Source organism: Streptomyces coelicoflavus (assembly GCF_003112555.1).
Lineage (GTDB): Bacteria > Actinomycetota > Actinomycetes > Streptomycetales > Streptomycetaceae > Streptomyces > Streptomyces coelicoflavus.
In genome coordinates this window covers 414,531-432,823 of the sequence record NZ_BEWB01000005.1, presented here as the reverse complement: position 1 = coordinate 432,823, position 18,293 = coordinate 414,531, and the positions used below count along the sequence as shown (strand labels likewise).

At 70.7% G+C, this 18,293-nt stretch carries 18 protein-coding genes and 3 pseudogenes; 14 read left to right on the top strand and 7 right to left on the bottom strand.

Annotated features, from left to right (window positions below):
• Positions 1-24 precede the first annotated feature (24 nt).
• The 5 genes and pseudogenes from Sco07f_RS13830 to Sco07f_RS13810 form a co-directional block, all read right to left on the bottom strand.
• Positions 25-486, bottom strand: a complete 462-nt coding sequence (locus Sco07f_RS13830; protein WP_108987996.1) for an SRPBCC family protein — start codon at positions 484-486, stop codon at positions 25-27.
• A 119-nt stretch (positions 487-605) separates the two neighbouring features.
• A pseudogene (locus tag Sco07f_RS13825) lies at positions 606-1,009 on the bottom strand (alpha/beta hydrolase); the annotation flags it as partial.
• Positions 1,010-1,794: 785 nt separating this feature from the next.
• Complete coding sequence (locus tag Sco07f_RS13820) at positions 1,795-2,499, bottom strand: DUF4396 domain-containing protein (protein WP_167468089.1); 705 nt, start codon at positions 2,497-2,499, stop codon at positions 1,795-1,797.
• 183 nt (positions 2,500-2,682) lie between these two features.
• Positions 2,683-3,348: a hypothetical protein gene (locus tag Sco07f_RS13815; protein WP_108987994.1), complete on the bottom strand. Its 666-nt coding sequence runs from the start codon at positions 3,346-3,348 to the stop codon at positions 2,683-2,685.
• Positions 3,349-3,493: 145 nt separating this feature from the next.
• Complete coding sequence (locus Sco07f_RS13810; RefSeq protein ID WP_108988109.1) at positions 3,494-3,970, bottom strand: MarR family winged helix-turn-helix transcriptional regulator; 477 nt, start codon at positions 3,968-3,970, stop codon at positions 3,494-3,496.
• Positions 3,971-4,128: 158 nt separating this feature from the next.
• Between Sco07f_RS13810 and Sco07f_RS13805 the strand changes: the two genes are divergently transcribed.
• From Sco07f_RS13805 to Sco07f_RS13780, 5 genes are all read left to right on the top strand, one after another.
• Entirely contained in the window at positions 4,129-4,674 is a 546-nt protein-coding gene (locus Sco07f_RS13805) for a nitroreductase family deazaflavin-dependent oxidoreductase (RefSeq protein WP_108987993.1), read from the top strand.
• 531 nt (positions 4,675-5,205) lie between these two features.
• Positions 5,206-6,249: a PucR family transcriptional regulator gene (locus Sco07f_RS13795; protein WP_239109346.1), complete on the top strand. Its 1,044-nt coding sequence runs from the start codon at positions 5,206-5,208 to the stop codon at positions 6,247-6,249.
• A gap of 270 nt (positions 6,250-6,519) precedes the next feature.
• Complete coding sequence (locus tag Sco07f_RS13790) at positions 6,520-7,308, top strand: potassium channel family protein (RefSeq protein ID WP_164140482.1); 789 nt, start codon at positions 6,520-6,522, stop codon at positions 7,306-7,308.
• Positions 7,309-7,469: 161 nt separating this feature from the next.
• On the top strand, positions 7,470-8,843 hold the full coding sequence (locus tag Sco07f_RS13785; protein ID WP_087792246.1) for a TrkH family potassium uptake protein: 1,374 nt from the start codon (positions 7,470-7,472) through the stop codon (positions 8,841-8,843).
• On the top strand, positions 8,836-9,549 hold the full coding sequence (locus Sco07f_RS13780) for a potassium channel family protein (RefSeq protein ID WP_087792245.1): 714 nt from the start codon (positions 8,836-8,838) through the stop codon (positions 9,547-9,549). The genes Sco07f_RS13785 and Sco07f_RS13780 overlap by 8 nt, the downstream gene beginning before the upstream one ends.
• A 291-nt stretch (positions 9,550-9,840) precedes the next feature.
• Here the strand turns inward: Sco07f_RS13780 and Sco07f_RS13775 are convergent, their stop codons facing one another.
• Positions 9,841-11,088 (bottom strand): cation:proton antiporter, encoded by a 1,248-nt coding sequence (locus Sco07f_RS13775; protein WP_087792244.1) that lies wholly within the window; start codon positions 11,086-11,088, stop codon positions 9,841-9,843.
• Between the two features lie 451 nt (positions 11,089-11,539).
• On the opposite strand from Sco07f_RS13775, the gene Sco07f_RS13770 reads away from it, so the two are divergent.
• From Sco07f_RS13770 to Sco07f_RS13740, 7 genes and pseudogenes are all read left to right on the top strand, one after another.
• Positions 11,540-12,181 carry a hypothetical protein gene (locus tag Sco07f_RS13770; RefSeq protein WP_108987990.1) on the top strand — a complete coding sequence of 214 codons (642 nt, stop codon included), beginning with the start codon at positions 11,540-11,542 and terminating at the stop codon, positions 12,179-12,181.
• A 102-nt stretch (positions 12,182-12,283) separates the two neighbouring features.
• Positions 12,284-12,439: pseudogene (locus Sco07f_RS13765) on the top strand (transposase); the annotation flags it as partial.
• 23 nt (positions 12,440-12,462) lie between these two features.
• Positions 12,463-12,798 carry a hypothetical protein gene (locus tag Sco07f_RS13760; protein ID WP_108987989.1) on the top strand — a complete coding sequence of 112 codons (336 nt, stop codon included), beginning with the start codon at positions 12,463-12,465 and terminating at the stop codon, positions 12,796-12,798.
• A gap of 11 nt (positions 12,799-12,809) precedes the next feature.
• Positions 12,810-12,887, top strand: a pseudogene (locus Sco07f_RS13755) (IS5/IS1182 family transposase); the annotation flags it as partial.
• A 268-nt stretch (positions 12,888-13,155) separates the two neighbouring features.
• Positions 13,156-14,148, top strand: a complete 993-nt coding sequence (dhaK, locus tag Sco07f_RS13750) for a dihydroxyacetone kinase subunit DhaK (RefSeq protein WP_087792242.1) — start codon at positions 13,156-13,158, stop codon at positions 14,146-14,148.
• A 49-nt stretch (positions 14,149-14,197) separates the two neighbouring features.
• On the top strand, positions 14,198-14,797 hold the full coding sequence (gene dhaL / locus Sco07f_RS13745; RefSeq protein ID WP_087792241.1) for a dihydroxyacetone kinase subunit DhaL: 600 nt from the start codon (positions 14,198-14,200) through the stop codon (positions 14,795-14,797).
• Positions 14,790-15,203 (top strand): PTS-dependent dihydroxyacetone kinase phosphotransferase subunit DhaM, encoded by a 414-nt coding sequence (locus tag Sco07f_RS13740; RefSeq protein WP_167468087.1) that lies wholly within the window; start codon positions 14,790-14,792, stop codon positions 15,201-15,203. Before dhaL ends, Sco07f_RS13740 begins: the two co-directional genes overlap by 8 nt.
• Positions 15,204-15,326: 123 nt before the next feature.
• On the opposite strand, the gene Sco07f_RS13735 is transcribed toward Sco07f_RS13740, so the two are convergent.
• Positions 15,327-16,181 (bottom strand): glycoside hydrolase family 75 protein, encoded by an 855-nt coding sequence (locus Sco07f_RS13735; protein WP_167468086.1) that lies wholly within the window; start codon positions 16,179-16,181, stop codon positions 15,327-15,329.
• A 380-nt stretch (positions 16,182-16,561) separates the two neighbouring features.
• Here Sco07f_RS13735 and Sco07f_RS13730 point away from each other — a divergent pair, with 380 nt between their 5' ends.
• Positions 16,562-17,542: a fibronectin type III domain-containing protein gene (locus Sco07f_RS13730; protein ID WP_108987988.1), complete on the top strand. Its 981-nt coding sequence runs from the start codon at positions 16,562-16,564 to the stop codon at positions 17,540-17,542.
• Between the two features lie 174 nt (positions 17,543-17,716).
• Positions 17,717-18,274, top strand: a complete 558-nt coding sequence (locus Sco07f_RS13725) for a hypothetical protein (protein WP_164140489.1) — start codon at positions 17,717-17,719, stop codon at positions 18,272-18,274.
• Positions 18,275-18,293 lie beyond the last annotated feature (19 nt).

The window sequence follows — 18,293 nt, the reverse complement described above, 5'->3', positions numbered from 1 at the left end:
CCGGGGCGCGGGGCGGTGGCGGGGTCACTCACCCGGCCTGATGCGCCCGCGCCAGGCTCCGGTCTCGCCGCCGCGCTTCTCGATGTACTCCTTGAAGCGCTGCATGTCGCCCTTCACCCGCCGGTCGATGACTCCCAGCATGTCGCCGGTCTTCTCCGCGACGCCGGTGGGATCGACGTCCATGACGAGTTCGACCCGGGTGTGCGTGTCGTCCAGGCGCTGAAAGCGGACCGTGCCCTTCTGGTTGGTGTCACCCGTGGTGGTACGCCACGTGATGCGCTCGTCGGGGAGCTGGTCGACGATCTCGGTGTCGAACTCGCGCTTCACACCGCTGACTTGAGTGGTCCAGTGGTTGTGCCGCTCGTCGAGCTGCCTGACCTCCTCGACCCCCTCCATGAAATGCGGGAACTCCTCGAACTGGGTCCACTGGTTGTAGGCGGTGTGCACGGGAACCTCGACGTCCACCACTTCCTTGACCGTGCTCATCTGAGAACTTCCCTCTCTGTCGCGATCGTTGCCGCCAGGGACCGGCGTCCGGCCGGAGCCCCCTGGGCACGGGGAGGCGAGTACCCGAGCACCGCCCGTATAACGTCACTCCGTCGACGTCAGTCGGTGAAGAAGTCACCCAGGTCGGCGGAGAGCGGGGCCCGGTGCTTCCTCGGCCACATGATGGCCTGCGTCGACGCCGTGGCCCCGGACGTCATCGGCCCAGTCGCGCCAGACGGCGCGCGGGTCGCCGTACAGGTCCAGCCCTCCAGCATCGCGCGGACGACGTCCGGTCGTCGGGTGGCGGCCCGCCACTCGTCGTGGTTCTCCTGCCCCATGCCTTCCGGGTCGCCGCGGTACCACGCGTCGGAATCGGCGTTGACGACGGGTTCGGGGATCTCCGGCTGGGCAAAGAAGAACCAGTGCCAGCCACCCGGGTCACCGCGGAAGCGTGGTCCAGCACCGGCCGGAGCGCCACGGCGGCCCCGCGGTCGTGCCCGACGTGACGAACTCGTCGCCGCCCGCGGCCGATACGCCCCGACGACGAACGTCCCTCACGCCCGCAGCGCCCACCTTCTCGGAAGGCAGAGCTGCGTGTGTGTTGCGTTCCATGAGGCGGTCCCGCACCTGGCGCCCCGGACGAGGGCGCGCGCTTCTTCCGCGACCAGCCGGTCCGACCTCAGGACAAGGCGTCCGAAAGTCCCCAAGCCGCAGAGTCGCCTCCCCGCCACTCGACGAGGGGACTGCGGTCCAGATCCTCGCGCTCCAGCTCCACACCGTGCCGACGCACCAGCAGAATGACGTCCTGGGCATCGTGTGCCACGCCAACCGCCCTGCCCTGCACGGACATGGCACGGCCGCCTTCCGGAATGATTGGCGTGTGAACGACAATGGGAGCGGACCTGCCCTGTTCCGTCCCTGGAGGCTCGGGACACGCCCAGAGGCCACTTCCGATGCGGGACTCACCGGTGGTGCGCCGCGTGCGACCACGAGACACGAACCGAGCGTTGGCTTGTCTGTGTCCGAGCATCAAGCACTCCCCCTGTCAGCGGTGGTGACGGTGTGAGGGGGAGCGCTCCCGTCCGACTCCCATCGCACCGGATCATCTGATACTCCCGAACTCCCGCATCAGAGGTCCATGGGCGAAGTGCAGCAGAATCACGCATTGTTCATTGCCAGAGTCCGGCAATGAACAAGCCACAGCCGGAACGTCCCGGGTCTCCCACCGCTGACCATCGAAGTGAGACCGACTAGGGCCGCTCAGCCCTGCCTTCAGCACCGTGCTGCTGCCCAGGCGCGCCCCGGGGGTTACATCTTCTCCTTCCAGCCGATCCGCACCAGCCAGGCATTGACCGGCCAGGCCGTGAAGAAGCCGAGAACCATGGAGAGCTGCATCAGCATCCAGTAGGCGGCACTGGTCTTCGGCAGGCCGGGCGAGAAGATGACCTCCTGGTAGAGCCACATGCCGAGGAAGAGGCCGATCTGGAAGGCGACGATGGACAGGGTGTCGGCCTTCACGGCCGCCCAGACGCCCTTGAGCCGGCCGATGTTGCGCATCGGGACGATGGTGAAGTACTGGAAGAGGATGCCCAGGACCCAGGCGAAGGCGAAGTCCAGGGCGAAGTCGGCGTAGAGGGCCTTACCGGCGAGCGTGAGTGAGGCCGCGTACACGAGCCACTCGGCACCGATGTCCCCGAGAGTGCAGCCGGCCCCGCAGTGGCTGATGGCCTTCGACTGCACGTCCCACCTGGGCAGCTTGTCGGAGTCGGGCATGCCCTCCTTCTCGACCACCGGCTTCGAGGTGCGCCGGCCGCGCGTGAAGTAGAACCACAGGGCGGCCGGCCCCCAGTACAGGGCGGTGACCGGATACACCAGATTCATGATCCACATCTTCTGGCGGCGGCCGCCGAGAACGATGTCGGCCAGGATGACGAGCGCACTGGCGAAGGCCACGGCGAGACTGAACCAGCCCACCGCCTCGATCCAGCCCGCCGGCTGCACGTGCCGCTCCATCCGTTCACCTGCCCGCTGGTCGAGGTCGTCAGTGATCGGGGGCCAGGTACCCCGGAACGGGCCGGTCGGCACAGAGACGCTCGACCAGCGGCCCGGCCCGGACGCCCCACTTCGGAGCGGGGCCCGCAGAGTGGTCCTTCGGGGAACTCGTCGCCCGGCGCCGCCACCCGTTCACGGACGCTCCTAACGAGTCGCACCCCGGCCACCAGGATGATCGGAGCCGGAGGCGACCGGGCGGTCGGGCAGACGGAAGGATCGCACCACCGCGGTGACACAGGCGACGACCAGGCCGACGACCCAGCCGGCCAGACTCCTCAGCACGTCCACGATGCTCGTGGCGCCCTCGACGCCGCGCGGAGGGACCAGGCCTTTCGGATCGTAGACCAGAGCGAGCGAGTCCCCCGGGCGGACGGACCGTGTGCACCCCCGCCAGATCCGGGCCGTGGAGGGCGCTCCGTCACGGCCTTCCACCGAGCAGAGGTAGCGCCCCCTGGCCCCGGACGCCTCCTCACTCGCCTGGACGGATGTCACGACCACGGACCGTTCCTGCCCCCGGGCCGTGAGGACCACGCCGGCGGCGGCCTGAGGCGTGTGCATCGCGAGGCCCACGGCCAGGACGGCGACGATCCCCACCATGGCCCGGCCGGCGCGCACCAGGAGCAGGTGGAGGACAAGGCCCAGCGCGCACGCCAAACCCACCTCGCCCGCGGCGAAAGTGGACTCGCCGGTCCAGGCGCCGAAGACCCCGGCGCCCACGATCAGCCCTGCTCCAAGGACTCCGGCGAAGAGGCCCTCGCCGATCAACCACCGAGGCGGCAGGCCGGTGAACTCCGCCGGACCCCAGACCATGGCACGCACTTGACCCGCCGCGTGAGGCCCGCCCGAGGACGGGCCCCGGCGCCCTCTGCTCATACGTGGGCCCCCTCGCACCCGCAACGGGCATGGGACCCGCTCCTTCATTTCATTGCATTGTGCAAACCAGAGTACGGTGTCGTCATTCCCAGCCGAGAGGGGACGGCGCGGTGTCGGCGTCCGGGGCAGGAGGCTCCGCGCCCGCCTCGTTGAAGGCGGCCAGGGCGTCGATCAGCACCCGCCGCTTCTCCGGGAGAAGACGCTCGACGATGGCGACGATCTCCGTACGCCGCCGGGCCGTGACGTCCTCGACCGTGCGGCGTCCCTCCGCCGTGAGCCGCAGCAGTGTCTCCCGCCGGTTGTCGGGATTGACCTGGCGGTCCGCCAGCCCTGCGGCGATGAGCCGGTCCACCATGCGCATGGCCGTCGAGGGGGCGACGTGGAGGAGGTCGGCGAGAGCGACGAGTTTGGTGGCGCCCCGAGTGGAGAGGACGACCAGCATCCGGAACTGCGGCAGCGTGACCCGGTCCTCGACAGCGGACAGAGAACGGGCGGAGACCGCCACCAGCAGCCGGGAGGCGGTCAGCACCTCCCGCGTGACGGCATCGACGTCGTCCATGGCCCCCTCACGGGACTCACGCTCCACCACGGGGGTCCTTTCTACCCGGGATCCATCATTTAGACTGTGCAAAATTTTGCCTGCCGAAGTGATCGTACTCGGGTCTTCCGTCCCCTTGAGGCGGGGAGTGGACACCGCCCACCCTCTGGAAGGCGAGCATGACACCTGACGAAGCGGACCCCGCCAGACCACGCCTTCCGGCCGGCTGGCGTCGGCTGGCCGCTCGCGCGCCCATCCTCCTGTTCCGGGCCGGACTGGGGCCACTGCTCGGCAGACGGTTTCTGCTGTTGCACCATGTGGGCCGGGTCAGTGGAAGCGACCGCCGAGCGGTTCTCGAAGTCGTGGCGTACGAGGCGCCGTACCGCTGCTGGACGGTCGCCTCCGGCTTCGGTCCGCGCTCCGACTGGTATCGCAACCTGCATGCCCGGCCGAAGACGGTCGTGCAGTTCGGCAACCGCCACCACGCCGTCACCGCCCGTTTCCTCACTTCGGACGAAGGCGCCGACATCATGACGGACTACGGGCGGCGCCACCCGCGCACCGCCCGTCGGCTGTGCGCGCATCTGGGACTTCCCGCCGACGGCTCCGAATCGGCGCTGCGCGAGGCCGGGCGCACGATCCCCTTCGTCCGCCTCGAGACAGACACCTGTCCACCGGACGCGCCGCGCCGCGATGGCCATGACACACCGACTCCCCGGAAGTGAGCGACAGTGCCGAACCCCATCCCCGAGTCGGTGTGGCTACGATTCCTCACGGACAGCGAGGAAGCCATCGCCCGATCGGCACCGCGGGAGCCGTCCGCCCGGGAACGGACGGGGAGTCCGGAGAGGAACGGCCGTCTCGGCGACGCCTGGTACCGCGACGACGCACCGGCCGAGCACCCATGGCGCGACCTCGATACACGCGGGCGAATACGTCGCGTCGGGCGCATCCTGGCGGGCGCGGCCGCGCTCGCCGTTCTGCTGGGGCTCTTCACTTGCCTCCCCGAAGAGCCGCCGGGCCTGCCGACAGGACCCGAGGACACGCCGCCCCGGACGTCCAGTGCCGTTGTCGAGTCACCGGGCCCTGCTCCCACGTCCTTGCCGTCGGCGGACGCGGCGTAGAGCGGCCGCAGGACTCGCACGCGGTGCCCATTCGGCCCACCCTGTTCGCTAAGCTCCGGGCGGGACATGGCGCGGACGGGAAGTGCACCGCGAGCACACGACCGCCTCGGGGGCGGTGGGGGAGGCGGGGAGTTGACCGACGAATACCTGGTCGGCTACGAGCAGATCCTGACGGAGGCCGCCGCCACCGGGCGTCGGCTGACCCGGGACGAACTCGACTCCCGGCGCGCGCTCGGCGAGCGGGCGGCGGACGCCGGGCACGGGTTGCGCCTCCTGGTCAGCGAGCACCTGGCCGCCGCCCGGGCCATCTGGCCCCGGTTCTCCTCACCCACGAATTCGGCCCTCGCCGCCGTCCACCAGGCGATCGACGCGTTCGCCGAGGGCTACGAACGCGCTCAGCGCCTCGCCGTGCGGCACGAAGAGGCCGCGCGCCGCGAGTTCATCGACGACCTGCTCCACGGCCGAAGCGACCTGGGCCGCCTCGCCGAACGGGCCGAGCGCTTCGGACTGCGGCTCTCCCACGCCCACGCGGTCGCCGTCGCCCGGGGCGCCACCTCCTACGAGGAGGGATCCGGCGTCTCCCGCCAGGTGGAACAGGCGCTGATGACACGCTTCGGGAACCGCGACGTCCTGCTCACCACGAAAGACGGCCGGCTCCTGTGCATCGCCCCGGGCAACGAGGACGAGGTGCTGCCCTACTTCGCCAAGCAGGCCCACGCCGCCACCGACGGCGGCCAAGTCGCCATCGGGCGCTCGCACCCCGGCCCCGGCGGCGTCGTCCAGTCCTACGAAGAGGCACTCAACGCCCTGGACCTGGCCGGCCGGCTCGGCCTCGACGACCCGGTACTGCGCGCCGTCGACCTGCTCGTCTACCCCGTCCTGACCCGTGACCGCCAGGCCATGGCCGACCTCGTCCACGACACGCTCGGCCCGCTCACCACCGCCCGCGGCGGTGCCGGTCCCCTACTGGAAACCCTCACCGCGTACTTCGACGCGGGCTGTGTCGCCGCGGAAGCGGCGCGTCGCCTGTCGCTGAGCGTGCGGGCCCTTACCTACCGGCTGGAGCGCATCCACCACCTCACGGGTGCCGACCCCACGGATCCGGCCCACCGCTACATGCTGCAGACCGCGACCATCGGCGCCCGGCTCCTGGACTGGCCCACCCAAGAAGACTGAGCCCTGCTCCGGACGTCTCGCCACCGCCGCCGACGACGCGTGCACCGGAACGCTCCGAAGGATGCCCCGACCACCTTCGGGACAAGGACACGACCCTCCTCGCCCAGCTCACCGCGGCCTGCCCCGAGACGACCCGACTACCGCGCGCTCTAACGCGGAGATCCCCCGCACCACACGGCGGGTCGCCGCCCCGCACGTCGCCGGTGCTGAGCGGGTACCGTCCTGGCGGTGACGGGTGCGGCGACCCGGTCGCGGCGCCGGCTTTCTACCATGGCCCGCATGCCTGACACGAACACCACTGATCTCTGGGAGCGGCGCACCCAGGGACCGCTGCTGGCCCTCGCCGTACTCTTCGCGGTCGCCTATGCCCTGCCAGTGGTCATGCCCGACGCCCCGGAGCAGTTGCTGTTCGCCTGCCATGTCGCGAACTGGGTGGTGTGGGCGGCCTTCGCGATCGACTATGCCGTACGTCTGTGGTTGAGCGAGGACCGGTTGCGGTTCGTGCGGAGCCATCCGCTGGCGCTGCTGGCGGTCCTGCTGCCACTGCTGCGGCCGCTCAGGCTGCTCAAACTGGTGTCGATGCTCCTGCTCGCGGGGCAGCGGGCGCGGATGGCCTCACAGGTCAGGGTGACGACGTACGTCGCGGGGTCGTGTCTCGGGCTGCTGGTGTTCGGGGCGCTGGCGGTGCTGGAGGTGGAGCGCGGCAAGCCGGGGGCGTCCATCCAGACGCTGGGGGACGCACTCTGGTGGGCATTCACGACGATGACGACCGTCGGATACGGCGACATGGCGCCGACGACGGGCCTTGGTCGGCTGCTGGCGATCGGGCTGATGCTGTCCGGGATCGCACTGCTCGGTGTGGTCACCGCGAACATCGCGGCCTGGTTCATCTCCCGCTTCGAGAGGGACGATGCGGAGGAACGGCGGCAGACGGCGGCGATCGAGGCGCTGACGGAGGAGGTTCAGGCGCTGCGGGCTCAGGTGGCGGCGCTGCGGGCCCCGCAAGGGGCGCCGTCCGAGCTGAACGTTCTCCCGGCTCCGACACCGGCGCATGACTGAACGCCCCGGGCGTTCGCGGGAGGACGCACCGCGTCCGCCGTGCCGGGGCCGAAGGGAAACATCCGGACCCGGTATGGTGACCGCCGTCCCAGGTCCGGCCGGCCGGTGGCGCCTTGCCCTCTGTCGTGACAGGTGGATGCCCAGGTGCAGGAAGGAAGCAGGTGGCAGAACGTTTCGTGGCGGCACGGCACGCTCTGTTCACCGCTCACCCCGCCCGCACGGTAGTGCTGGCCTTCGCCGCCGTGGTCGTGATCGGCGCGGTGCTGCTCGCCCTCCCGCTCGCCTCGGAGGCGGACACGTCGACCGACTTCGTCACCGCCCTCTTCACGTCCACGTCCGCCGTCTGTGTGACCGGATTGGCGGTCGTGGACACGGGGACGTACTGGAGTGACTTCGGCGAGGGTGCGATTCTGGCTCTGATCCAGGTCGGTGGCTTCGGGATCATGACCATGGCGTCCCTGCTCGCCCTGCTGGTGTCCGGCAAGCTGCGTCTCAAACTGCAGCTCACCGCCCAGGCGGAGACCAAGAGCCTGGGCATCGGAGATGTACGCCGAGTCCTGCTGGGAGTGGCCGGCACCACCTTCGCCGTCGAGGCCGCCGTCGGTGCCGCCCTTTCCCTGCGCCTTCGCTACGGCTACGGCTTCTCCATTCGCGACGCGATGCACGAGGGCTACTTCCATGCCGTTTCCGCGTTCAACAACGCGGGCTTCGGGCTGTACGGGGACAGCATCACGCGCTACGCCGACGACCCGTGGATCACGCTCCCGATCGCCGCGGCCGTGATCCTGGGAGGTATCGGCTTCCCTGTCCTGCTGGAACTGCTGCGCCACCGCAACCGTCGCCGCACGACCGGCCGACGCAACTGGACGCTGCACACCAGGCTGACCCTCATCACGACGGCCGTCCTGCTGGCCACGGGCACGATGCTGACCTGCCTCCTGGAGTGGACCAATCCCGGAACGCTCGGAACCCACACCGTGCCGGACAAGATCCTCAACGGGTTCTTCCACTCGGCCATGTCACGCACCGCAGGCTTCAACGCCGTCGACATCGGCGCCATGCAGCCGGCGACGCTGCTGACGACCTGTGTCCTCATGTTCATCGGCGGCGGCAGCGCCGGCACCGCGGGCGGCATCAAGGTCACCACCTTCGCCGTACTCCTCGTCGCCATCACCGCCGAGGTGCGCGGCGAACCCCACTCCTCCGTCCTCGGACGCCGACTGGCCCCGCACGTCCTGCGTCAGGCGCTTACGGTCGCCCTCATGGGGGTCGCTCTGGCCATGACGGCCACACTTGCCCTGCTGAGCATGACATCACTCCCGTTCGAGGGCGTGCTCTTCGAGGCCGTCTCCGCCTTCGGCACCGTGGGCCTGTCCACCGGCATCACCGCCGACTTCCCCCGGGCCGGGCAACTGATCCTGGTCCTGCTGATGTTCGTCGGTCGGCTCGGACCGATCACCCTGGTCTCGGCGCTGGCACTGCGCGAACGCACCCGCCGCTACGAACTGCCCGAGGAGCGACCCGTCATTGGCTAACCCACTGCGCACCCTGCGCCGACGCAAACGCCACGCCGCCCGGCATCCCCGCAGCAGTGACCAAAGGGTCGCCGTCATCGGCCTGGGCCGCTTCGGCAGCTCCCTCGCCAGCGAGCTGATGCGCCGAGGCTGGGACGTCCTCGGCATCGACACGGACGCCCGCCTGGTCCAGAAGCACAGTGACACCCTCACGCACGCGGCAGTCGCCGACTGCACGGATCCCGAAGTCCTGCGCCAGCTCGGCGTCCACGACTTCACCAGCGCCGTCGTCGGTATCGGCACGGACATGGAGGCCAGCATCCTGGTCGGCTCCAACCTGCTGGACGCCGGGGTACCCAACATCTGGGCCAAGGCCGTCAGCCGCCAGCACGGCCAGATCCTCGAACGCCTCGGCATCCACCACGTGGTCCTCCCCGAGCACGACATGGGCGAACGCGTCGCCCACCTGGTGACCGGCCGCATGCTCGACTTCATCGAGTTCGACGACGACTACGCCCTGGTCAAGACCATCGCCCCGCAGGTGGCCACCGGGGTCCCGCTCGGACAGAGCCAGGTGCGCACCACGTACGGCGTCACCGTCGTCGGCATCAAACGCCCCGGCGAGGACTTCACCTACGCCACCGCCGACACCGTCGTACAGGCAGGTGACGTCATCGTGGTCACGGGAAAGACCCGAGCCGTGGAGAACTTCGCAGACCTCGGCTGAACAGAAACCGGAGGACACCGCGTCCCGGCGTCTCATCCGGCTCGGCACCATGCCGACGTGCCAACAGGATGACGTCCTGGACTCCGTGTGCCACTCCGACGATCCTGCCCCGGAGCGACATGGCACGGCCCTCCCTGAGAGCGGGAAGGTGAACGACGATGGGTGCGGCCCTGCCCCGTTCCGCCCGGCGCGTCCTCTTCTGACCAACTGGGGCCACACCACTGGTGTGCCGCATGAGGACGGGCCGGCGTGCGGGGCGACGCCTCGCACATCCACCAGGGCACTCCGGGTTCACGACCGGCGGACGCGCCCGTCGTCCTCGCTCGACTCCCGCGTCTGCGCGTTGCTCGCAGGCTCGGGAATGCCGGTCAGGTCCTCGACGTCGAAGATTCTCGCGATGGGCACGTCGGTGCTGCTGTGAGCGATGATCGAGAAGGCAATGCAGACGGCGATGAGCGTGTATGCCTGCTCCCCCTGCGGAATCCCGGCCTGCAGCACGAGCAGCCCGTAGACCACGGACGCGAACCCCTTGGGGCCGAACCATGCGGCCACCAGCTTCTCCCGTCGGTCGAACCGCGTGCCGACGAGAGAGATCAGCATCGACGCCGGGCGCACCAGCACGATCGCCAGGAGCACGGCCACGTAGCCGGTCCAGGACAGGTCGGCGAAGAGCTGGGGCGTCAGCAGGGCGCCGAAGACCAGCAGTGCGGCGAACTTGGCCAGCTCCGCGAGTGACTCACCGAGTGGTTCGAAGGCCGTCTTGGCCTCGGGCGACACGGCGGTGAGCACGGCGCCTGCGGAGAACGCGGCCAGGTATGGGTTGGCATGGGTCAGGTGGCACGCGGCGTAGAGGGTGATCCCGGTGGCCAGTGGCAGCAGTGGCTGCAGCTTGGGTTCTGCTCCCAGCAGCCGGAACCGTACGAGTCCGTTGACCAGGAGTGGCAGCACCACGCCGAAGGCGAGACCCAGCCCGAGCTCCAAGGCGATCTTCCCGAAGGACGCCTCTGCGTGGCCGCTGGTCGGTCCGGCGGCGGCGATGAGGACGAGTACCACCGGCAGGGCCAGCCCGTCGTTGATGCCGCTCTCCACGTTCAGCAACTGCCGTAGCTTGGGCGGCACTTCCTTGCGGCCCACGATCGCCGAGGCGAACACCGGGTCTGTGGGGGCGAGGACGGCGCCCACGAGGAAGGAGGTCGTCCAGTCCAAGCCGACCAGGTAGTGGGTGATCAGCGACATGCCGATGAAGGCCAGGGGCATGCCGAGGCCCAGGGCGCGGGCCGGGTTCTTCCAGTTCTCCCTGAGCTTGGGGAAGGACACGTGCATGCCGTCGGTGAACAGCACCGCGAACAGCGCCAGATCGGCGGTGACCGCGACGATGTCGCTGTCCGGTGTGATGTGGATCAGGCCGAGGAACCCGTCACTGACGAGAGCGCCGCCGACGAGGAAGAGGAAGGACGTGGACAGCACGGTACGGGCCGCGAGTCCGGAGAGCAGAACCGCGATCAGCAGAGCGGCACCGAAAACCGCGACGAGCACCACAGAAACCAACTCCGATCGACGAAGACAGATGTTCCCTGCCGCCGACCAGACTTCCCGGCACTCCGAGACGGACTTTACACGCCTCTTACGCCTCCATGGCAGGTACCTGACGGGCAGCGCCGGACGCCACACGCTGCCGCGTTCCGGCACAATGCACGAGCACACGCAACCTGCGCCCCCATGCGCGCGGCCAAGCGGCGAGCACGGACACGCCTGTTCCCCTCCCGGAGCGGGGAACACGGGGCCGGCACGGTTCGTCGTGGCAAGCGGCTACGGAGCGGGCAGAGCAGTCGCTCGCAGTACCGCCCAGACGACGGACCCGTCAGGCGAACGCCCAGCCTGTGACGGGACCCGGCCCTACGGAAGTCAGCTTCGCGGACTCGTGGGACATAAGACTCGACCGGAAACTGTATGCCGAGCTTCAGAAAGCGTGTGAGGAAAAAGGAGAGAAGTGAGCCTTCGACGGCACCTCGGGAAGCTCCTGCGTGAGACCGGCGAGGATGGTCGGTCCAGCGGTTCCCCTCGCACACCGATCGCCTCGGGTGAGGCCGAGGTGTCGTTCACGACTGAGGTTCCGTGGCCCTCGCTGTGGAAGTTCGCGCAGTTCGCGTACATCGCCGAGCAGTACGGCTACCGCTACTCCGGCCTGGATCCGGAACTGCGGGATTCCGGCACGCCGTTCTTCGTCTTTCGACGCCTGCCGGACGCGCGCGAGCGCGCCGCTCGTACGCGGGAGCAATGTCCCGGCGCGCTCGAAGGCGGCCGGTTGCCGGGTATGCGTGCGTGGCCTGTTCCCGTGCTGACGCTGTCGCAGGCCCGGAGCGAGGTGAAGCTGCTGCATGCCCGGATCGCCATGGACTACTACGATGCGCTGGGGCGGCAGCGTATGCGTCCGTGGCTCATCGGAATCCCCGTGGTGTTCCTGCTCTTTCTGCTGGTGAACGGCGAGTTGCACGGGACAGGGCTGCGTGTCGCGGCCGGCATGGCCGCGGCACTGCTCGTCGCGTTGGCGGCTTCTCGGGTGTTCATGCGCCGTCGCCGTGCGGCGCACCAACGGCTGCTTGAGCGGTCCGGTGTCCGTTGGCCTCCATGACGGTGGCCGGGTGTATCGATGACGAGGGTCCGCCCGATGTGTGCGAGGCGCTCGCTGCGGGAGTCCAGAAGGTACCCCTTGCACGGCGTCGAGAACGCACAGCGACTTGGGCGACACCGTTGGACCGTCGAACGGACCATGGCCCGACTCGCCGGCTGCCGACGACTCCACCGCCGCTACGAGCGCAAGGCCGAGCACTTCCTCGCCGTCACGGGCATCGCCTGCACCCTCGTCTGCTACCCCCGCACGAGCTCCTGAACACACGCCGCAGACAGTGCCGCATGCAGGAGCATGGCCAGAAGATCAGATCCGAGCAGATCCGGAGCGCAGCTCTTCTCTGGCAAAAACACCGCGATGCCGAGTTCCCCGCCGACCTACGAGGCGTCGAGGTCGAAGACATTGACATGGTGCTGCTCGATGCGGACACCGCAGGATGCGCCTCCGCGTGGATCACCAACGACGGCACCCTCGATCCCCAACGCAGGCGCATCCTCCAGACCTGTGTCGAAAACTTGGGCCGAGTGGTTCCGCAGATCAGCGACCCATCAGGCCATCAGTACTACCAGCGCTTGCAGCAACTTGCCCTGCTCGTTTCGGGCGCCCTCGACACCACATGAGATGGCCTCCTACTGGCAGCAACCGCCACGACGTCACTCAGCTCCTGCCGCTGCTCGACGCCATCCCCTCGGTCCGAGGTCTGCGGGGACGGGGTCGAATCCTGCGCGGCGCAGGAGGGCGGTTCGTACTCGGCGTCGCGCTCGCCCTCTTTCTGTTTCCTTTGCTCGGGTCGTATCTGCCAGATCGGTATTCCCTGGCCCCTACGGTCGTCGCCTCGCGTGACCTTCGCGGTCACAAGGTCGATACTGCCTTTGCAGGACTCCTGTCGGTTCGTACTCGACTTGGCGCAGCCATCTGCCGGTGACCAGCAAGACACCGGTCACGGGCCCATCTGCCAACCCAGCTAGGAGATACCCTTGAGGATGCTGATCAACGTCCCCGAGACCGTCGTAGCGGACGCGCTGCGCGGTATGGCGGCCGCCCATCCCGAGCTGACCGTGGATGTCGAGAACAGGGTGGTCGTGCGGCGGGACGCCCCCGTGGCCGGGCAGGTCGCGCTGGTGTCGGGGGGTGGTTCCGGGCACGAGCCGCTGCACGGCGGGTTCGTGGGGCCCGGGATGCTGTCGGCCGCCTGCCCGGGTGAGGTGTTCACCTCGCCGGTGCCGGACCAGATGGTGCGGGCCGCGGCGGCCGTGGACAGCGGGGCCGGAGTGCTCTTCGTCGTCAAGAACTACACCGGTGACGTGCTCAACTTCGACATGGCCGCCGAACTGGCCGAGGACGAGGGCATCCAGGTCGCGAAGGTGCTGGTCAACGATGACGTGGCGGTGACGGACAGCCTCTACACGGCCGGCCGGCGCGGCACGGGGGCGACCCTGTTCGTGGAGAAGATCGCCGGCGCGGCGGCGCGGGAGGGACGGCCGCTGGAGCAGGTCGAGGCGATCGCCCGCCGGGTCAACGACAGCTCCCGCAGCTTCGGTGTGGCGCTCAGCGCCGTCACGACGCCGGCCAAGGGCAGCCCCACCTTCGACCTGCCCTCCGGGGAACTGGAGCTGGGCATCGGCATCCACGGGGAGCCCGGCCGGGAACGGCGGCCCATGATGACCTCCGGCGAGATCGCCGAGGCCGCCGTGGACGCGGTGCTGACCGACCTCGGCCCGCGCAACCCCGTCCTCGTCCTGGTCAACGGCATGGGCGCGACGCCGCTGCTCGAGCTGTACGGCTTCAACGCCGAGGTGCAGCGGGTCCTCGGCGAGCGGGGCGTCGCCGTCGCCCGCACCCTCGTCGGCAACTACGTCACCTCCCTCGACATGGCCGGCGCCTCGGTCACCCTGTGCGAGATCGACGAGGAGCTGCTCGGACTGTGGGACGCGCCGGTCAGCACCCCGGGTCTGCGGTGGGGCATGTGACGGTGGGCGGTGGAAGCATCGCGACGTACCTACCAGGCAAGGAGATCCTGTGCTCGACGCCGACTTCTTCCGCCGCTGGATGACGGCGACCACCGCGCTGGTCGACCGTGAGGCGGAACGGCTCACCGCTCTCGACTCACCCATCGGCGACGCCGACCACGGCAGCAATCTCAAGCGCGGGTTCACGGCCGTGGCCGCCGCGCTCGAGGAGGAGGCGCCCGCCACGCCCGGCGCCGTCCTGATTCTCGCCGGGCGGCAGCTCATCTCCAAGGTCGGCGGGGCCTCGGGGCCCCTCTACGGGACGCTGCTGCGGCGTACCGGCAAGGCGCTCGGGGACTCGGCCGAGGTGAGCGCGGGCCAGCTGGCCGAGGCACTGCGGACGGGGGTGGACGCCGTCCGGACGCTGGGCGGTGCCGCGCCGGGCGACAAGACCATGGTCGACGCGCTGGTGCCCGCCGTGGAGGCCCTGGGCGACTCGTTCGGCGCGGCCCGCACGGCGGCCGCGGAGGGGGCCGAGGCGACCACGCCGTTGCAGGCCCGCAAGGGCAGGGCCAGCTACCTGGGCGAGCGCAGCATCGGTCACCAGGACCCGGGGGCGACCTCCGCCGCGCTGCTCTTCGAGGCACTGAAGGAGGCGGCCGGTGAGTGACGGGCGGCAGCTGGTGGGCATCGTGCTGGTCTCCCACAGTGCCGAGGTGGCCGCCTCGGTGGCGGAGCTGGCGAAGGAGCTGTCGGGCGGCGCCGGGACGGTGGCCGTCGCCCCGGCGGGCGGTACCGCCTCCGGCGAGTTCGGCACCAGTTCGGAACTGGTCGCGGCCGCCGCCGCGTCCGTGGACCGGGGCGCGGGGGTCGCCGTGCTCACCGACCTCGGCAGTGCGGTCCTCACCGTCAAGGCGCTGCTCGCCGAGGGCGACGAACTGCCGGACCACACCCGTCTCGTGGACGCGCCGTTCGTCGAGGGCGCGGTGGCGGCGGTCGTCACGGCCTCGACGGGCGCCGACCTCGACGCCGTGGAGGCGGCGGCCGCGGAGGCGTACTCCTACCGGAAGGCCTGAGCGGCCGGTCCCGTCCCCGGAGGGGAGTCAGGGGCGGCCGGGTCCCGCCGGGTCCCGGCCGCCCCGGGCGGCTCAGCAGCACCCGTCCGGTTCAGGCCCCCTCCAGCTCCGGTCCCGGCCTGCTCAGCCCCCGTCCACGAACTTCCGCGCCAGCCGCTCCCCCGCCTTCTCGGCCGCGGCCGTGTCCTCGATGGGTTCGGCCTCGCTGCCCTTGAAGACGATGTACGTCACGTCGGAGGCCACGCCGCCGCCCGCCGGGTCCGCCGGGATGCCGAGCGAGCGGGCGGCCGCGTAGGAGGCCTCGCCGATGAGGTCGCTGGGGCCGACGTCGCCGACGACGGCGTACCGCACCCGGTCCCCGTGGACGAGGGCGGCGAGCGATCCGCCGCGGACGTCGTCCTCGCGGGGGTCCCAGGTGCCGCTGGGTCCGGGCACGACGACGTAGGGCAGGCGCTCCGCGTCCAGCGGCCGTCCGTCCGACTCCGTGTACGCGGTGGCGGGGCTGAAGTGCGGGTCGGTGCGGCCGTTGCACCGGTCGCCGGGCCGGCCGTCGCAGTCGATGTCGAGGTCGCCCTTCCAGTACACGGCGTCCCGTGAGCCGCAGACCGGGATGTCCGCCGGTGCTCCGGCGTCACTGCGGTAGCGCCCGCGCGAGACGGGGTCGCAGTCCCGCACCCTCGCCAGCAGGTCGGCGGCGCGGACCGGTCCCTCATGGCCGCTCCGCTTCTGACGGGCACCGGCCCCGGAGTCCGGTCCGACCCCGGAGGGGGATGCGGGCGGTACGGCCGGGAGTCGGGGGACGGGTCCGACCCGGACCCCGGACCGGTCGGCGCGCGGCGGCTCGACCCGGTCGGGGGCGCCGGGCAGCAGGATCCGTGCCGGGTCGGGCAGTGGCGGCGCGGGCGGAGCGTCGGGGAACGTCGTGGGGGCGAGCAGGACGGCGCTGGCCGCGACCAGTGTCAGCGACTGGACACGCACGATGTGGCCTCTCCTCGGGGGCAGGGACGAACACTCGGCCCCATCTGTCCCCGAAACGCGCACGCGACCACCTTTCGCAGGGCCAGACGGTGCACATCCGCTGTCCGTTCCGTGCGTCGCGGGGGACGACCGGGGGCGGGCGGGCCGTGCCTGTTCCGGCTCCGGCCCGTCCGGCCGCCCGCGCCGGCGCGGGGTCAGCGACGACAGCGGTCCACGCGCCTTCGACCCGAACCCCCCTTTCACCAAGTGGAGTTCGGCCGTGAGACGACCCAGCATACGTAACCCGTCCGAGTGACCTCGACTCACGGCCCTCTTGATGTGACCGCGTCACAGACGTCATATTGGTCCGGACCATTATGGGCCGGTGGGGAGGCAGAGCCGTGCGTGACGTTCCCGTTGCCGCTCTCGCGCGCCGGTGCGCCCTGCTCTGCGGGACGCTCGTCCTGCTCGCCTCCTGCGGCTGGGGCGCGGGCGAGGACGGCGGGGGCGGCGCACTGCCCGGGGCACCCACGGACGTCACCGCGGCGGCCGGCAGCGCGACGACCGTGCACGTGATGTGGCACGCGGTCGACGGCGCCGAGACCTACGAGGTGTATCGCGGCGGCACGCTGGTGAAGGAGGTGCCGGCGCCCGAGCGGATGCTGGACGTCACCCGGCTGCACCCGTCGACGGCGTACGCCTTCACCGTGCGGGCCCGGGACGCCGACGGGCGGCTCGGACCGCGCAGCCGGGAGGTGCGGGCGACCACTCCCGCCGCGGCGAGCGACGAGAACGCGCCGACGCGCCCGGGGAACGTGCACGGCAGGGCGGCGGGCAGCCGGGCGGTCCAGCTCACCTGGTCGGCCGCGAAGGACGACCACGACGTCGTGTCGTACGACGTCTATCAGGGTGACGCGAAGGTGCACAGCGTCGGTGGCGAGCAGACGGCGGCCGTGGTCACGGGGCTGCGGCCGGGCACCCGCTACTCGTTCACCGTCCGGGCGCGGGACGCCGCCGACAACGTCTCCCCCGCCGGCGCGCCCGTCCGCCTCACCACCCCGGGTTCCGACGACGGCCGCGCCACCGCTCCCACCGGTCTGCGCGCCGCCTCCCACCTGGCCGACGGGGCGTACTACCTCGACCTGTCCTGGATCCCGCCGCGTACCGACGGTCCGGTGACCGAGTACCAGATCCACCTGGACGGCCGTGCGGCGACCTCGCTGGTCTACGGGGCCGACGTCCCGCGCGACCGTGCCGAGTACAGCTTCTACGCCGGGCGCGAGGCCGGGGTCACGCACCGGGTGAAGGTCCGGGCGAGGCTCGCCGACGGCACCTGGGGCGGGTTCTCGGCGGAGCGGGAGGTGACCACCGGCGCGGGGTGACGTTCCCCGGCCGGCGCGGCACCGGGGCGGGGCGGTGAACGCGTCACCTGGGCGGTCGCGCTCCGCATGCGGGGGCGGCCGGCGCGCTGTTGGCTGCCAGAGGGGGCACGGGCGTTCCCGATCCCGGCGGCGCAAGGGATGTCCCGCCGACCGTGCCGCCGGAGGGCAGTCCACATGCGCATCTCATCGCCACTTCTCCGCTCCGGTGCGACCGTGGCAGCCGTCGCCGCGCTGCCCGTCGTCCTGTCCGCCGGACCGGCGTCGGCCGGGCCGGGTATCTCCGTGAGCACCACCGGGACCACGGTGTCGGTCACGACCACGGCCTGCGCCCAGCTCAACGGCAGTTGGGGCACCGCCTCGCTGCTCACCAGCAGCCAGCGGGACTTCGCCCAGGGGCGTCAGGTGGCACTGTCCGGCACCGGTTCGGGCCAGTCCGCGGCCTGGTCGGGAATCTCGCCGGGCACCTACACGGTGATCGTCATGTGCTCGAACAACAGCACCGCGGGCACCCAGACGGTCATCGTCTCCTCGGCGCCCTCCCCTTCGCCCTCGCCCAGCCGCTCCGCCACTCCCTCCCCTTCCGCGTCGCCGGGCGGCGTCATGGGCGGTCTCGGCGGGGCCGTCCAGGACTACGGCACGGCCACCCTGGTGGCGGGCGGCGCGCTGGTGGGTACCGGGGTCATCGCCGCGGCCTGGTTCCTGCGCCGCCGCTCGAAGCCGTACCGGTTCTGAACGGGGCATCCGGCCACCA

What these genes read in the sequence shown, in the direction of transcription:
- Sco07f_RS13830 (WP_108987996.1), bottom strand. Translation starts at nt 486, where the DNA reads ATGAGCACGGTCAAGGAAGTGGTGGACGTCGAGGTTCCCGTGCACACC.
- Sco07f_RS13820 (WP_167468089.1), bottom strand. Translation starts at nt 2,499, where the DNA reads ATGGAGCGGCACGTGCAGCCGGCGGGCTGGATCGAGGCGGTGGGCTGG.
- Sco07f_RS13815 (WP_108987994.1), bottom strand. Translation starts at nt 3,348, where the DNA reads ATGGTCTGGGGTCCGGCGGAGTTCACCGGCCTGCCGCCTCGGTGGTTG.
- Sco07f_RS13810 (WP_108988109.1), bottom strand. Translation starts at nt 3,970, where the DNA reads ATGGACGACGTCGATGCCGTCACGCGGGAGGTGCTGACCGCCTCCCGG.
- Sco07f_RS13805 (WP_108987993.1), top strand. Translation starts at nt 4,129, where the DNA reads ATGACACCTGACGAAGCGGACCCCGCCAGACCACGCCTTCCGGCCGGC.
- Sco07f_RS13790 (WP_164140482.1), top strand. Translation starts at nt 6,520, where the DNA reads ATGGCCCGCATGCCTGACACGAACACCACTGATCTCTGGGAGCGGCGC.
- Sco07f_RS13760 (WP_108987989.1), top strand. Translation starts at nt 12,463, where the DNA reads ATGCAGGAGCATGGCCAGAAGATCAGATCCGAGCAGATCCGGAGCGCA.
- Sco07f_RS13725 (WP_164140489.1), top strand. Translation starts at nt 17,717, where the DNA reads ATGCGCATCTCATCGCCACTTCTCCGCTCCGGTGCGACCGTGGCAGCC.